The organism is Melioribacteraceae bacterium 4301-Me, from assembly GCA_041538185.1.
GTDB lineage: Bacteria > Bacteroidota > Ignavibacteria > Ignavibacteriales > Melioribacteraceae > Pyranulibacter > Pyranulibacter aquaticus.
The window spans coordinates 1-15,637 of the sequence record JBGORM010000001.1; the positions used below are offsets into that span (position 1 = coordinate 1).

A 15,637-nucleotide genomic window follows, 5' to 3' on the forward strand; every position below is an offset into this window, starting at 1 on the left:
TTAGAGAAAAGAGGCGCCGGTCGGATTCGAACCGACGAATAGAGGTTTTGCAGACCTCCGCCTTAGACCACTTGGCTACAGCGCCATTAACATTAACTTTTACATTTAATAAAAAAAGCCCTTCTCTGTTTGGGAAGGGTTTGGAATGGGCTTTTTTTATATTGAGCGGGAAACGGGACTCGAACCCGCGACATCAACCTTGGCAAGGTTGCGCTCTACCAACTGAGCTATTCCCGCATATTCTAAACTTTTTTAAGAACAAATATTTTTATAAAAACCTTGCTAAATATAATACAGAGTGCTTTATATAGCAAATGCTGGAGTTTAATTTTACTTACGCGGACCGTGAATATAGCCCCTATATGGCCTTGAATGTTGAACGGTAATAAATGCTTTTGGGTCAATTTCTTCTACATTTTTCATTACTTCTTTAAGGTCTCTCCTTCTTATGATAATAATTAAGATAGAAACTCCTCCGCTACTACCTTCTCCTGGTAAAATTGTAACACCATAACGAGACTTTCTCAACATATCTGCTATTTTATCAGTATAATGCTTTGAAATTATGTTAACCTGTACATAGCCAAAGGCAAAATACTGTTCAAGCGTAATTCCAAAAACATTTCCAGTGGCAAAGCCCGCAGCGTATCCGATTAAGTTTAGGACATTATCCATATGCTGAACAATATACCTCATTGCAAAGATCCAAATTAGCACCTCGAAAAAACCAGCTAACCCGGCAGCATACTTTTTCCCTTGCACCACCAATAGGGTTCTAAAAGTGCCAATTGTTACATCACATATTCTCATAAACATAATTAAAATAGCACCATAGAATATATCAAACATTACATGCACCTAAATTTTATTCATAATTATTGTTAATTATATTTTATCTTTAGTGACTCAAAATTAAGATTATTTACAAAATGTATGAACAGGAAAGAAAAGATTTAGTTGAAAAACTACGCCAGAAAGGGATTAAGAATGAGAGAGTTTTAGATGCTATTCTAAATGTAGAAAGGCACCTTTTTGTTCCAGACGTAATGAAGCCAAATGCATATAAGGATGTGGCACTACCAATTGGATATAATCAGACAATTTCACAGCCATATACAGTGGCTTTAATGACAGAACTGCTCAATCCACAGGTGGGTGATAAAATTCTTGAGATTGGAACTGGCTCAGGCTATCAGGCTGCTATACTTTATTATCTTGGGGCTAAAGTTTTTACTATTGAAAGAAATATTAACCTTTACAATCGTGTTCTTAAATTATTTGACGAGCTGCAACTTCGAATTGCAGTCAGATGTGCTGATGGTACTATTGGTTGGGAAGAGTTCGCTCCTTTTGATAGAATAATAGTTACAGCCGGTGGCCCTGAAGTGCCTGTTAGACTTAAAAAGCAATTAGCAATTAATGGAACGCTTGTTATGCCGGTAGGTGATAGGAAATCTCAAGTGCTAAAGGTAATGAAAAAATTATCTGAAAATGAATTTCATTCAAGTGAAATTCCCTATTTTGCTTTTGTACCATTAATTGGTTTGGAAGGTTGGCAAGAAAAGTAATTGTTATTGTTGGCCCTACTTGTTCTGGTAAATCCTGTTTAGCTTTAATGATTGCTGAGAAATTGCAAACGGAAATTATATCTGCAGATAGTAGGCAAATTTACAAATATCTTGATATTGGAACGGCCAAGCCTCCCAAAGAAGAATTAAAAAAAATTAAGCATCACTTTATTGATCTTTTTGAGCCTGATGCTGATTATAATGTAAGTAAGTTTGAAAAGGATTCATTGCTAATAATTGAGCAGCTGTTAAACAGAAATAAAATTCCAGTGGTTGTTGGCGGTTCCGGCTTGTATGTAAAGGCAATTGTTGATGGTATATTTGATACAGCAAATGTTGACGAGGATTTTAGAAATTATCTAAAAAATATGAGAGAAAAGCATGGTAATAATTATTTATACGAACAATTGAAAAATCTTGACCCAGTTGGAGCATCACAAATGCTGCCTCAAAATTGGAAAAGAGTAATAAGAGCACTTGAGGTTCTTCATTTGACTGGTAAGCCAATTCATGAACATTTGAAGGAGTACCACCGAAATGTCAATTTTGATTTCATCCAAATTGGCTTGAAATGGGAACGTAATACCCTTTACAAAAGGATAGAAAAAAGAGTCGATAAAATGATTCAAGCAGGACTTGTAGAAGAAGTAAAAAATATTTTGTCTATGGGATACTCTAAAGAATTGAATTCATTGAATACAGTAGGATACAAGGAAATTATTTCTTACTTAGAAGGACAAATTTCAATGGATAGGACTGTTGAACTGATTAAGAGAAACACGAGACGATTTGCTAAGCGGCAATTAACTTGGTTTAATGCAGATAAAAGAATTATTTGGTATAACGTTGATGACATTTCTGATTTCCCGAAGTTAACAAACGTTATTTTGGAAAATCTTCATTAATTTTGCATAGTTACATTGTTAAATAAAATCATATTAAAATGAAAGAAAAAATTAGAATTGCTTCTGGACAAGGTTTTTGGGGAGATTTAGTAGATGCTCCTTTTTACCAAGTTACATCAGGTCCAATAGATTATTTGGTAATGGATTATTTAGCAGAAGTTACTATGTCAATCTTGCAGAAACAAAAAAATAAAAACCCTAATCTCGGATATGCTAAAGACATACCAGATTTAATGAGAAAAATACTGCCGATTACAAAAGAGAAGAATATAAAAATTATTACCAATGGCGGGGGCGTTAATCCTGAAGCTTGTGCTGATGCTGTTTTAAAAGTGGCAAAAGAAATTGGACTTGCAAATTTGAAAGTCGCTGTTGTGTTAGGAGACAACATTATTGATAAAATTGATGAGTTGATTTCATCAGGTTATTATTTAAATAACATGGAAACTTCTGAACCAATAACAAAAATTAGGGATAAACTGCTTAGTGCAAATGTTTACTTTGGCGCTTTCCCAATTGTAGAGGCTTTAAAACTAGGTGCCGAAATTGTAATAACTGGAAGAACCACAGATACCGGCTTGACACTTGCACCAATGATTTATGAATTCAACTGGGATAAAACAGATTATGACCTTTTAGCTGCCGGCACCGTTGCTGGACATATATTAGAGTGTGGTGGACAAGCATCTGGCGGGAATTTATTGGCTGACTGGAAATCTGTAGAAAACCTTGCAGAAATTGGCTTCCCTATTGCTGAGGCCTACCCTAATGGAGATGTAATAATAACTAAACACGAAAATTTAGGCGGTAAAGTTAGTTTTGAAACTGTGGCCGAACAGTTAGTATACGAAATTGGTGACCCCATGAAATATATTACTCCCGATTGTATTGCTGATTTTACTTCAATTAAATTAGAGGAAATTGCCCCAAATAAAGTAAAAGTGTTCAACGTTAAAGGTAAACCTGAAACAGAATTTTATAAAGTGTCATGCTCTTATTTTGATGGCTACTCGGCTGTTGGTACTCTTACATATTCATGGCCAGAAGCTTTAACAAAAGCTAAAGCTGCAGATGAAATACTACGTAAGCGGCTGGAAAAACTGAATCTTAAGTTTGATGAAATTAGAACTGAGTTTGTTGGTTACAACTCATGTCATGGCCCACTTTCAGTTAAAATTGATGAAGAAAAAATTAACGAAATTATGCTTAGAGTAGCAGTTCGATCACACGATTACAATGCTGTTGAAAGATTTGGAAAAGAAATTGCACCGCTAATTTTAACAGGTCCACCAAGTGTTACTGGTTTCGCTGGAGGTAGACCTAAACCTAATGAAGTTGTAGCTTACTGGCCGGCATTAATTCCTAAAAAATTAGTTGAACCAAAAGTTAAACTTATTACAACATAGCATAAGTAGTAAAGTTTGTCGTGATTATGAAATTGTTAAATAGAAACTGAAAAATCTGAGGATGAGTAATAATGAAAGTAAAATTATTGGATATAGCGCACGGCCGCAGCGGCGATAAGGGAGATGCAGCAAATATTGGAATAATTGCTTATAATATGAACGGATACGAAATAATAAAGAAACACCTGACAGCAGATAAAGTTAAAAAGCATTTTGAAGGAATTTGTTTTGGCGAAGTAGAGCGATATGAACTTCCTAATTTGATGGCGTTGAACTTCGTCTTGCACAATACACTTGGCGGCGGCGGAACCGTTTCCTTAAAACATGATGCGCAAGGGAAAACTCTTGCTGCTGCATTATTAAGAATGGAATTGGAAGTTTAATTTTCGTATAACTGTCAATGCTTAACAATTAGATATATCTCTAAATTAGCAACTTAGTACAATTAACAAATTTATAGTGTATTTTATAGCGGGGTATTTATGTATGAAGAACAATTAAAATTGATTAATGAGATAAAAAAAAGAGTTATAAATTTAAGAGGCTATCTTTAAAGTAGATGATAAAAAAAATCAGATTGAAGAAATAAGAAAAAAATCTGAAGCGCCCGACTTTTGGAATAATCAAAAAAATGCTCAAGCTCTTCTTCAAAAATCTAAGTCTTTGCAAATTTGGGTTGATATATGGAATTCGGTTGATTCTAAGGTTAATCATTTATATGACTTAATAGAACTTGCAAGCATGGAAAAAGATGAATCACTACTTGAAGAAATTAATTTGGAGTTGGAGAAAATTAAAAAAGAAATTGAAGATGTTGAGCTGAAAAGTATGTTAAGTGGTAAAGATGATGAGAAAAATTGCATACTCACTATTCATTCAGGTGCTGGAGGAACAGAAGCACAGGATTGGGCGGAAATGCTAATGCGAATGTATTTACGATGGGGTGAACAAAACGGATTTAAAACTAATCTAATAGACCTCCTTGAAGGCGAAGGTGCTGGCATTAAAAGTGCTACAATTGAATTTATCGGACAATTTGCTTATGGCTACTTGAAAGCAGAAAAAGGTGTACATAGATTAGTAAGAATTTCGCCTTTTGATGCTAATAAAAGAAGACATACCTCATTTGCATCGGTGTTTGTTATGCCTGAGGTTGATGACGATATTGAAATTGATATTAATCCAGCAGACCTTAAAATTGATACTTATAGAAGTGGTGGTAAGGGTGGTCAAAATGTTAATAAAGTAGAAACCGCAGTTAGAATTACTCACCTGCCCACTGGAATTGTTGCTGCATGCCAAAGTGAAAGATCTCAATTACAAAATAAAAACAATGCTATGAAGCTCTTACGTTCTAAACTCTATCAACTTGAAATGGAAAAACAAGAAGCTGAGCTGAATGAATTAGAAAAAAGTAAAATGAAAATTGAATGGGGTAGTCAAATTCGTTCGTATGTTTTTCATCCTTACAATATGGTTAAAGACCATCGAACCAACATAGAGACTTCAGATACGCAAGGCGTAATGGACGGGAATATCAATCAGTTTATAAAAGAATATCTCTTGAAATTTTCTCAAAATTAGGGGAATAAATGCCTCACATTAAAGCATATAAACAAAATGAAATAATAGTTAAAGAAGGAGATACCGATCAAAAAATTTTTGTGTTGATTTCTGGTACAGTGGCTGTTTATAAAAATAATAAAAAGATAAGTGAATATAGCAATGAAGGAACAATACTTGGCGAAATTAGTCCAATTTTAAACATACCAAGAACTACTACACTAAAAGCATCATCTGATACTGAATTGTATGTGTACGATTACCCTATAGATGAACTAATTACCCTTCATCCTGATTTTGCAATTAAACTACTTAAAACTATTGCAGCAAGGCTGGTTGAAGCAACTGAAAAAATTATTTGAAGAGGGAGTAAAAAAATGAAATTTCATACTGAATACCTTTGGTTTAACACTTCGAAGAAAAGAGAATACATTAATATCACTGATGAAGTTGAAAAAGTTTTACAAAAAAGCGGTATTAAAGAAGGAATGATTTTAGTTTCTGCAATGCATATTACAGCTGGAGTTTATGTTAACGATGCTGAGCCGGGTTTGATTCAAGATATAGACGAATGGCTGGAAAAGCTTGCCCCGTTTAATCCTAACTACCGCCATCATAGAACAGGTGAAACAAACGGCGACGCCCATCTTAAAAATTTAATTATTCATCACCAAGTTATTATTCCTGTTACAAATGGCAAATTAGATTTCGGACCTTGGCAGCAAGTTTATTATGCGGAGTTCGATGGACAAAGAAGAAAACGCGTAATTATTAAAATTATGGGTGAATAACTTGAGTAAAAAAAATAAACTTTCTGTGCTTATAATTGCGGGTAATGAGGAAAAAAATATAAAAGATTGTCTTGAAAGCGTAAAATGGGCTGATGAAATTGTTTTAATCGATTCTGAGAGCAAGGATAAAACAATTGAAATTGCTAAGCAGTTTACTGATAAAATCTTTATAAAAAAATGGGAAGGTTTTTCGCCTCAACGAAAATATGGACTTGAAAAAGTTTCTTATGATTGGGTGCTAAGCTTGGATGCAGATGAAAGAGTTTCCGATGAATTAAAAAATGAAATACAACGGCTTCTAAACTCTGAACCAAAATTTGATTCATATCTAATACCTCGTAAAAATTTTTTTTTAGGGAAACATATTACTTCATGTAATTGGTCGCCGGACTATCAACTTCGGCTTTTTAAAAAAAACAAAGCGTCAGTAACAAATAGAAAAGTGCACGAAGGATATTATGTAGAAGGAGAACGAGGTAAGCTGAAGGGGAAATTAATTCATTATACTCATCAATCTATAGCTGTGACAATAGATAAAATAAATTATTATTCAACGCTGGAAGCTCAAGAAAAATTTAACAAAAAGAAAGTAAGTTGCTTAGATATATTGATACACCCTTTTGCAGCTTTTTTTAGTCATTTTATTTTAAGAAGAGGATTTAAAGATGGTATACATGGCCTAATGGTATCTATAATTCATGCGATGACAAATATACTTACCTATATGAAAATTTGGGAAATTCAAAATACGGGCAATAGAAACATGCAGCTCAATGAAAAAGAAAAAAAGTAAAAGGAAATCAAACAAGAGAGACTTTTTTGACAAGGTTTATAAGCTTGTCGAAAAAATTCCTTATGGTAAAGTTACAACTTACGGTGCTTTGGCTGAAGCATGTGGACTAAAATCTTCAGCTAGGACAGTTGGCTGGGCATTAAATAGTGCTAAGCATTCTGCGCTACCTTGTCATAGAGTAGTTAATAGATTTGGTGCATTGACCGGCAGAATTCACTTTGGTGACCCATTTTTAATGGAAGAATTATTAAGGTCAGAAGGAATTGAGTTTAATAAGGATGGATGCGTAATAATGGAAAAATATTTTTGGGACCCAAAGGTTTATTCTAAAGAAAAAAGAAAAAAATAATTTTACTGATTAATACTGTTCTACAATAATTGATGAAATACCCCCTTTTGTGTTTATATCAATTTTCCTGTTATTGGTTTCATAATCTGAAGTCTCATAATGGTCGTCCGATTTTTTTAATAATCCCTCAATATTTTTAGAGCTTAAAACCATTTCTCCTGTTATTTTGCAGCCTACTTCTTTAGGGATTTCAATTCTCAAAGTTGCAGCCCCCATTTCAACATCTATATCAGCCCTATCCTGTTTGCTGCCAAGTTTTAGCCTGATATTTGATGCGCCGGTATTTATTTCAACGTTACTGATTTTATACTCGGATAGATCAAGATCTGCTTTTGAAGCACCCAAGTTTAATTTTACATCCCAAGTTGGATTAGGATTTAAATTTAGTCGCAAATAATTTTTAAAGTGTTTCCGAAAAAAATTAAATCTACTTTTACGTAGATTCATTTTTATCTCAGCTGAAGAATCTTCTTTTGAATAAGTTTCATTATATTCAGCGAAACTGCCTTTTGAATAACCATCGATTAATTTATTTGTTGTTCCACCCAAAATAATTACACCTGCACCGGTATTAAGTTCTAATGCTGCATTTTTTATGGCTGAATCATACTCTTCTGAATATTTCTCTGTAGCAAAGCTATTATTTTCATTGTCGATATTAATAGAGATAAAGAAATTATAAACTAATCCAAAGAGCATAAGTCCTATAAAAATTCCAAATAACCCGCTTACAATTGGTCTTGCCATAGAATTTTTGGTAATAATCTGCAAACCCCAAAGAATAAACAATAAAGGCCAAATGTCCCAGACAAAACTCAAATTATCTTTAATTATGTCAAGTCTTGTAAGAAAAAACAGTCCGCCAATTGTAAGGAAAAAGAATCCCCAAAATAATTGACTACTTTTCATGTTTTATTCTCTCTGCTGTTCCTAAATGAATTGTAAATGAGAGCTATACCAATAACAATTAATATTAAGGGAAATATATCTTCAAAATTAATATAAGGGAAAACATTATTAACAAAAAATAACAATCCTATTGAAATCAATAAGACGCCAAAGACTATTCTTCCGCTGCCTCTGTTTTGAAATTTATCAATTGTTGGAGAATTCTCTTTATTTAAATTGTTCTGTGTTTGATCCTGTTTAATTCCGTAAGCTTTTTCAAAACTTTCTTCCGGTAAAACAATCCATAGAATAATATAAAGTAATATACCAAGTCCATTAATTAGGGCAATAATGACAAAAAGAACTCTCACCAAGACTGGGTCCAAATTAAGATATTCTGCAAGACCACCACAAACTCCCCCTAATACTCTAAATTTTCTGGATCGATATAATTTATCTCTCATAGTTTATTAACCCCCTTTACTAAAATTTTAGACGCTACATAATCTAAAATGTTTTGAGAAGTTATTATTGTTTAAATAAAATATATAAGTTAAATCCTAAAAATTTATTAGAACAAATTTTTTCCTGAAATACAATATAAATTAATTCCGATAAAATGAGTGAAGAGCAGAAAGTTATTATATTATTACTCAAACAGTTGCTTAAATTTAGTTGCAGGTGTAAATCCCAATTGCAAATTTTTCATTGAAAAATGGTTGAAATTGTAAAATATTCCTTGTGAGTTTTAGATTTGATAGATTATTTTATTTTGCATAAAGTTTTATATAGCTACTGATACAGTAAATAAAAAAAGGCATTCAATTTTGGAAAATTATCCTCTATTTTGTTTTCTACATTGAAATAGCTTTATATCTTATTTATTTTTCAAGAAGTTAAAAAAATGAATACATGAAAATTGCAGTTTGTCAATTTAATCCAATTATAGGCGATTTAGAATACAATAAAGCGCAAATAATAGAAGGATATCAAAAAGCAATAAAAGATAAAGCTGAAATTGCTGTTTTCCCTGAATTAGCATTATGTGGGTACCCACCTCAGGACCTTGTAGAAAAGCAAGAATTTAGAGATGCAGTGAGGAAAAAATCTGAAGAAATTGCTTCTGTTACAAAATCGACCGCTTTAATTTTTGGTTCAATAACTGAGGATTATGAGGTTAATGTTGGTACTGGAATCTATAACTCGGCTGTACTTTGTTTTAACGGCAGGATTCAGTTTATACAGAACAAGACCTTAATTCCCAATTATGATGTTTTTGATGAGGTCCGTTATTTTGAACCTGCCAAAGATGTTTTTGTATTTGAGTTCGGCGGGGAAAAACTTGGCATTTCAATTTGTGAAGATATTTGGAACGACGCCGATTATTGGAAAAAAAGATTATATCCAATTGATCCGATAAAAAAATTACTTCACAAAGGTGCTTCCATTTTAATTAACATATCTGCAAGCCCTTATGCTTACGGCAAAAGAAAAGAAAGATATATGATGTTGAAGACATTGACTAGTGACGAGAAAATTCCTTTAGTTTATGCATGTTCTGTTGGCTCTCAAACCGATTTAATTTTTGATGGTGCTAGTATGTGTTTCAATAAAAAAGGGAACTTGGTTAAAATGGGAAAGTTTTTTCATGAAGATTATTTTATTTACGACACTAATGAGAATTTTAATGATGAAATTGTAGAGGTGGAAAGAAGTTTTGAAGAAGAAGTTTTAGATGCATTAATTTTAGGCTTAAGAGATTATGCTGTGAAAACTGGATTTAAAAAAGCGCTTATTGGATTGAGCGGTGGAATCGATTCAGCGCTGGTCACTTACATTGCGGTGCAAGCTTTGGGTAAAGATAATGTTCATGTTGTTCTCATGCCATCTAAATATTCTAGTACTGGGAGTATTAAAGATTCTGAAAAATTGATAAAAAATCTTGGAATCTCTTTTGATAAAATTACCATCCAACCTGTGGTAGATAAAATTCTTGAGGTATTAAAACCAGCATTTAACAATAAACAAGAAGATATTACCGAAGAAAATATCCAATCGAGGGTTCGAGGTGTTTATTTAATGGCTTTATCTAATAAACATGGCTACTTGCTTTGTGCAACTGGAAATAAATCAGAGCTAGCAACTGGTTACGCTACTTTATACGGAGATATGTGTGGTGCCGTTTCAGTTATTGGTGATGTCTACAAAACCCAAGTTTACAAAATAGCTAAGTTCATAAATCGAGAAAAAGAAATTATTCCCAATGAAATTATTCAGAAGACTCCTTCAGCAGAATTAAAACCTTTACAAACTGACCAAGATACTTTACCTCCTTACGAGATTCTTGATGTAATCTTAAAAATGTACCTTGAAGACTATAAAGAATATAATGAAATAGTAGGAATTGTGAAGAATGAAGAATTAGTAAAAAAAGTATTGCGTATGGTAGATTTGAACGAATTTAAAAGAAAACAAGCTGCGCCAGTGCTTCGTGTTTCAACAAAAGCTTTCGGATATGGAAGGCGTTATCCAATTGTTCAAGGATGGAGGAGGTAAATTACTCAAATAATTTTTCAAGTTTAGATTTAAGGGATTAACATTATGAGAAAGATAAATCAGTTTATATTTTTTGTATTAATAGGATTTGGTTTGAGCTTTGCTCAATTTAGTACTAAATCAAACATTGTTAGAATCAACATATATAAATCTTTTGACAAAGTGCATCCGCGCTCTCAATTAAAGTTAGCTGTTGCTGCTGATATTGATTCGTCATTTCATATCAATTCCAACAAACCGCATGAAGACTTTTTAATTGCTACACAAATAAAAATAAACAGTGACACTTTTAAGGTAATTAAAATTGAGTACCCAAAAGCACAAGATATAAAATTGAGTTTTTCTGAAAAACCTGTCTCCGTTTATCAAGGTAAAGTGTTGTTTGGGGTTTTAATTCAAGTGCCAGATTCACTTGAACCTGGTAGTTACAAAATTCCAGTTGAAATGACATATCAAGCATGTAATGATCAGTCATGTTTACCGCCTGCTAACTTGAAAAGCGAGGTTGAAATTTTAGTAGTTAATAACAAAACTCAAATTAACGAAATTAATGCTGATATCTTTTCCAAACTAAATTTGAGTTACCAGAACAGCCCTTCTAATGTTGCTTTTAGTACTGCCCAGAAAGGTTCTGTTTCAGAAGTGCTTGAGTCAAGTGGAATTATCTTAAGTCTTTTAATAGTTTTTATTGGCGGATTAGCACTTAACTTAACACCATGCGTTTATCCTTTAGTGCCAATTACTATTGGTTATTTTGGTGGTCAAAGCGAAGGTAAAACGAAAAGGCTAATCTTATTAGGCTTGTTGTATGTTTTAGGAATGGCACTTACTTATTCAGTAATTGGAGTTGTTACTGCTTTAAGCGGGGCAGTTTTCGGGACTTTGTTACAAAATACTTTTGTATTAATTGGGATAGCACTAGTATTAGTAGTCTTATCACTTAGTATGTTTGGTGTTTATGAATTTAAGCTGCCTGATAAATGGGTTGCTAAAGCTGGCAATGCAAAAGCTGGCACCTTTGGTGCTTTTTTTATGGGATTGACTATGGGAATTGTTGCTGCCCCGTGTATAGGGCCTTTTATTTTAGGGTTAGTTACTTATGTAGCTAGCAGAGGCGATGTTTTTTATGGGTTTCTGCTATTTTTTGTAATGGCTTTGGGTTTGGGTCTTCCTTATTTATTTCTTGCGATATTTTCTGGCAAGATAAAAAAGCTCCCACGCGCTGGCGATTGGATGGAAGCAGTTAAGCATATCTTTGGTTTTTTGCTTTTAGGCATGGCAATTTACTTTATCGCTCCTATTTTCCCTAAAGCTTTTAACTCATACTTACTGCCTGCTTTTATGTTTTTTGCTGCTTTTTGGCTTTTATTTATTGATAAAATGGCAAATAATGTAAAAGGGTTTCGAATTTTTAAAATAATTTTTTCAATAGTAATTATGTTGATTTCCGTTTATGCTATGCTGCCTTCGTCTAAAAATGAACCTGAATGGGTCAAATTTTCAAATGAAAAATATTCTCAGGCAATTAATCAAAAGCAAAAAATTATATTAGACTTTTATGCCGATTGGTGTATTCCATGTAAAGAGTTAGATGCCTCAACATTTAGCGATTCAAGAGTTATTAAAGAGAGCAGCAGCTTTAAAATGTTTAAGGTTGATATGACAAAAACAGCTTCTGAAGAGACCGAATCATTAAGGAAACAATTTAATATTATAGGTATGCCGACAGTAATATTTATAAATTCAAACGGAGAAGAGGTAAAAAGATTGACAGGCTTTGTAAACGCCGATGAATTTTTATCGATAATGAAGCAGGTCAATTAACAATAAATTGCTAATCTTTAACGGCATTCATATTTTTAAGTACTAAAATAAATGTTAAACATCATATAGGTATTAAAAGAGGAAATGGAAAAAGAAAAAACAACAGAAAAGGAAATTCAGAATCTTAACGAAGTAACAGTAAGATTTGCCGGTGATTCTGGAGACGGGATGCAATTAACCGGGACCCAATTTAGCGATACTACTGCTTTATTTGGTAATGACTTGGGTACTTTACCCGATTATCCAGCAGAAATTAGAGCTCCTGCTGGTACTTTATATGGAGTTAGTGGTTTTCAAGTTCATTTTAGCTCCGAAGATATTCATACACCAGGAGATACACCTGATGTTCTAGTAGCTATGAACCCTGCCGCATTAAAAATTAATTTAAAAGATCTCAAACCGAATGGGATGATTATTGCAAATACAGATTCATTTGATATGAAAAATTTGAAAATGGCAGGTTATGATAGCAATCCTTTAGAAGATGGCTCACTGTCAAACTACAAAGTGTTTCCAGTGCCAATAACTTCTTTAACTTCTAATGCGTTAAAGGAAAGTACACTTTCCACAAAAGAAATTACCCGTTGTAAAAACTTTTTTGCACTGGGTTTAACTTACTGGTTGTTTAATAGACCAATAGAACCAACTTTAGAATGGATTAAAGATAAATTTTCAAAAAGACCAGAGCTTGTTGAAGCTAATTCAACTGCATTAAAAGCTGGTTATTACTTTGGTGATTCAACAGAAATTTTCACTACAAGATATCAAGTTGAACCTGCACATTTACCTAAAGGAACTTATAGAAATATTTCTGGCAACGAAGCAATTGCATTAGGATTTGTAGCAGCGTCTCTAAAAAGCAATCTGCCACTTTTTTTAGGTTCATATCCTATTACTCCAGCATCTGATATTTTACACTATTTAAGTACTTATAAAAATTATGGTGTAAAAACATTTCAAGCGGAAGATGAAATAGCAGGAATTACCGCTGCTATTGGTGCAGCCTATGGCGGTTCATTGGCAATTACAACTACCAGCGGTCCTGGCATGGCTCTTAAAACTGAAGCAATGGGTTTGGCAGTTATGACTGAGTTGCCTGTGGTAATAATTAATATTCAGAGAGGTGGGCCCAGCACAGGTTTGCCAACTAAGACAGAACAAGCAGATTTGTTCCAAGCAGTTTTTGGACGAAATGGTGAGGCGCCTATACCTGTTCTTGCTACTTCAACCCCAAGTGATTGCTTTTATATGGCCATAGAAGCAGCAAGAATTGCGATTAAATATATGACGCCTGTTATTTTACTGAGCGATGGTTACATTGCCAATGGTTCTGAACCATGGCGGTTACCAAAACCAGAGGAGATAGCTGATATACCAGTGAAATTTGTTAAAGATAAAGAGGGATTTGCTCCCTATAACAGAAATGAATATTTAGCTAGACCATGGGCAGTACCTGGTACTCCTGGTTTGGAACATAGAATTGGCGGTCTTGAAAAAGCTCATATCACAGGTAATGTGAGTTATGATCCCGAAAATCATGAATTTATGGTTCGCTTAAGAGCTCGTAAAGTTCAAAATGTTCAGAATGATATACCAGATTTGACCGTTATTGGTGAGCAAGAAGGTGAACTGCTTGTTCTTGGCTGGGGCGGTACTTATGGCGCTATTACCGAGGCAGTTAAAAAAGCACAAAAAGATGGATTGAAAGTATCTCAAGCACATCTTAAATACCTTTTCCCAATGCCTAAGAATACAAAAGATGTATTAAAAAGATTTAAGAAAATTTTAATACCAGAATTAAATTTAGGTCAACTTGCAACTATTATAAGAGCACAGTTTTTGGTTGAACCAATTTCACTGACTAAAATTAAAGGCTTGCCTTTTAAGACAAGTGAGGTATATAACAAAATAAAAGAAATTTTTGGAGGCAATAATGGAAGATAGTATAGATGTTAAAGAAGTAAAACTTACTGCAAAGGACTTTGCTTCAGATCAGGATGTTAGATGGTGTCCAGGTTGTGGCGATTATTCTATCCTAGCACAAGTACAAAGAACTTTTCCCGATATTGGTGTGAAAAAAGAGAATATAGTATGGGTTTCTGGAATTGGTTGTTCCAGCCGCTTTCCTTATTATATGAGCACTTACGGTTTCCATGGAATTCACGGTAGAGCACCAGCTATTGCCACAGGGTTAAAAGTAGCTAGACCGGATCTTTCTGTATGGGTAGCGACAGGTGATGGAGATTTGCTTAGTATAGGTGGTAATCATTTTATTCATGCTTGTAGAAAGAATGTAGATTTAAAGATTCTTCTCTTCAATAATAGAATTTATGGATTAACTAAAGGTCAATATTCGCCCACTTCAGAAAAAGGTAAGATCACTAAAAGTACCCCTTTCGGAAGTGTTGATTATCCATTTAATCCTATCTCCTTAGCTCTTGGTGCAGAAGCTACATTTGTTGCTCGTACAATTGACCGTGAGCCAAAACATATGCAAGAAATGATTAAACGTGCCGCAGCTCATAAGGGAATTGCATTTATAGAGGTATTTCAAAACTGCAATATTTTTAACGACGGCGCATACGAATTACTCACTGATAAAGAGACTAAAGCGGATAATGTGGTTATACTTGAACATAATAAACCTCTTGTATTTGGTAAGGAAGGTAATAAGGGTATCAAATTAGATGGCTTTAAACCTGTAGTGGTTGATTTGACAGACGGCAAATATTCAGTTAATGATCTTTGGGTCCATGATGAGCACGATGAAAGTCCAGCAAGAGCATTTATTCTATCTCAGTTTACCGAAATTCCTAATATGCCAACTCCTATTGGTGTTTTTCGTGCAATTATTAAGGAAACTTACGATGCTGGAGTTGAAGATCAGATAAAAAGAATTACTGAGAAAAAAGGTAAGGGCGATTTAAAATCACTTTTGTATAGCGGCAATACCTGGGAAGTGAACTAGTAATTTTATAATTTCTTTAAGGGCGA

The 15,637-nt window shown here is 33.7% G+C and carries 16 protein-coding genes and 2 tRNA genes; 13 read left to right on the forward strand and 5 right to left on the reverse strand.

Annotation, left to right across the window (positions count from 1 at the left end):
• Nucleotides 1–11 precede the first annotated feature (11 nt).
• The 3 genes from ABRY23_00005 to ABRY23_00015 all read right to left on the reverse strand — a co-directional run bounded on the left by ABRY23_00005 (nucleotide 12) and on the right by ABRY23_00015 (nucleotide 849).
• Nucleotides 12–85, reverse strand: a tRNA-Cys gene (locus ABRY23_00005).
• Nucleotides 86–164: 79 nt separating this feature from the next.
• Nucleotides 165–237, reverse strand: a tRNA-Gly gene (locus ABRY23_00010).
• 93 nt (nucleotides 238–330) lie between these two features.
• Nucleotides 331–849 carry a DUF2179 domain-containing protein gene (locus ABRY23_00015; GenBank protein MFA3781432.1) on the reverse strand — a complete coding sequence of 173 codons (519 nt, stop codon included), beginning with the start codon at nucleotides 847–849 and terminating at the stop codon, nucleotides 331–333.
• Nucleotides 850–929: 80 nt separating this feature from the next.
• Here ABRY23_00015 and ABRY23_00020 point away from each other — a divergent pair, with 80 nt between their 5' ends.
• The 9 genes from ABRY23_00020 to ABRY23_00060 all read left to right on the forward strand — a co-directional run bounded on the left by ABRY23_00020 (nucleotide 930) and on the right by ABRY23_00060 (nucleotide 7,375).
• Complete coding sequence (locus ABRY23_00020; protein MFA3781433.1) at nucleotides 930–1,568, forward strand: protein-L-isoaspartate(D-aspartate) O-methyltransferase; 639 nt, start codon at nucleotides 930–932, stop codon at nucleotides 1,566–1,568.
• Complete coding sequence (miaA, locus tag ABRY23_00025) at nucleotides 1,553–2,473, forward strand: tRNA (adenosine(37)-N6)-dimethylallyltransferase MiaA (protein ID MFA3781434.1); 921 nt, start codon at nucleotides 1,553–1,555, stop codon at nucleotides 2,471–2,473. Before ABRY23_00020 ends, miaA begins: the two co-directional genes overlap by 16 nt.
• Nucleotides 2,474–2,511: 38 nt before the next feature.
• Nucleotides 2,512–3,879, forward strand: a complete 1,368-nt coding sequence (locus ABRY23_00030) for an acyclic terpene utilization AtuA family protein (GenBank protein MFA3781435.1) — start codon at nucleotides 2,512–2,514, stop codon at nucleotides 3,877–3,879.
• 71 nt (nucleotides 3,880–3,950) lie between these two features.
• Nucleotides 3,951–4,262, forward strand: coding sequence for a hypothetical protein (locus ABRY23_00035; GenBank protein ID MFA3781436.1), 312 nt, complete (start codon nucleotides 3,951–3,953; stop codon nucleotides 4,260–4,262).
• 99 nt (nucleotides 4,263–4,361) lie between these two features.
• Nucleotides 4,362–5,463 (forward strand): peptide chain release factor 2 gene (prfB, locus tag ABRY23_00040; GenBank protein MFA3781437.1). Its coding sequence is split into 2 segments (ribosomal slippage): nucleotides 4,362–4,430 and nucleotides 4,432–5,463, totalling 1,101 coding nucleotides; the frame shifts between segments, so codons are not numbered across the junction.
• Nucleotides 5,464–5,471: 8 nt separating this feature from the next.
• Nucleotides 5,472–5,804, forward strand: a complete 333-nt coding sequence (locus tag ABRY23_00045; GenBank protein ID MFA3781438.1) for a Crp/Fnr family transcriptional regulator — start codon at nucleotides 5,472–5,474, stop codon at nucleotides 5,802–5,804.
• A 15-nt stretch (nucleotides 5,805–5,819) separates the two neighbouring features.
• Complete coding sequence (locus ABRY23_00050; GenBank protein MFA3781439.1) at nucleotides 5,820–6,233, forward strand: secondary thiamine-phosphate synthase enzyme YjbQ; 414 nt, start codon at nucleotides 5,820–5,822, stop codon at nucleotides 6,231–6,233.
• Between the two features lies 1 nt (nucleotide 6,234).
• Entirely contained in the window at nucleotides 6,235–7,026 is a 792-nt protein-coding gene (locus ABRY23_00055; GenBank protein MFA3781440.1) for a glycosyltransferase family 2 protein, read from the forward strand.
• Nucleotides 7,007–7,375, forward strand: a complete 369-nt coding sequence (locus tag ABRY23_00060; protein ID MFA3781441.1) for an MGMT family protein — start codon at nucleotides 7,007–7,009, stop codon at nucleotides 7,373–7,375. Before ABRY23_00055 ends, ABRY23_00060 begins: the two co-directional genes overlap by 20 nt.
• Nucleotides 7,376–7,384: 9 nt before the next feature.
• Here the strand turns inward: ABRY23_00060 and ABRY23_00065 are convergent, their stop codons facing one another.
• Nucleotides 7,385–8,284, reverse strand: coding sequence for a LiaI-LiaF-like domain-containing protein (locus ABRY23_00065; protein ID MFA3781442.1), 900 nt, complete (start codon nucleotides 8,282–8,284; stop codon nucleotides 7,385–7,387).
• Nucleotides 8,281–8,727 carry a PspC domain-containing protein gene (locus ABRY23_00070; GenBank protein ID MFA3781443.1) on the reverse strand — a complete coding sequence of 149 codons (447 nt, stop codon included), beginning with the start codon at nucleotides 8,725–8,727 and terminating at the stop codon, nucleotides 8,281–8,283. Before ABRY23_00070 ends, ABRY23_00065 begins: the two co-directional genes overlap by 4 nt.
• A gap of 448 nt (nucleotides 8,728–9,175) precedes the next feature.
• Here ABRY23_00070 and ABRY23_00075 point away from each other — a divergent pair, with 448 nt between their 5' ends.
• From ABRY23_00075 to ABRY23_00090, 4 genes are all read left to right on the forward strand, one after another.
• Complete coding sequence (locus tag ABRY23_00075) at nucleotides 9,176–10,819, forward strand: NAD+ synthase (protein ID MFA3781444.1); 1,644 nt, start codon at nucleotides 9,176–9,178, stop codon at nucleotides 10,817–10,819.
• Nucleotides 10,820–10,864: 45 nt separating this feature from the next.
• Nucleotides 10,865–12,643, forward strand: coding sequence for a protein-disulfide reductase DsbD (dsbD, locus tag ABRY23_00080; protein ID MFA3781445.1), 1,779 nt, complete (start codon nucleotides 10,865–10,867; stop codon nucleotides 12,641–12,643).
• 84 nt (nucleotides 12,644–12,727) lie between these two features.
• On the forward strand, nucleotides 12,728–14,587 hold the full coding sequence (locus ABRY23_00085; GenBank protein MFA3781446.1) for a 2-oxoacid:acceptor oxidoreductase subunit alpha: 1,860 nt from the start codon (nucleotides 12,728–12,730) through the stop codon (nucleotides 14,585–14,587).
• Complete coding sequence (locus ABRY23_00090) at nucleotides 14,577–15,611, forward strand: 2-oxoacid:ferredoxin oxidoreductase subunit beta (protein ID MFA3781447.1); 1,035 nt, start codon at nucleotides 14,577–14,579, stop codon at nucleotides 15,609–15,611. Before ABRY23_00085 ends, ABRY23_00090 begins: the two co-directional genes overlap by 11 nt.
• Nucleotides 15,612–15,637 lie beyond the last annotated feature (26 nt).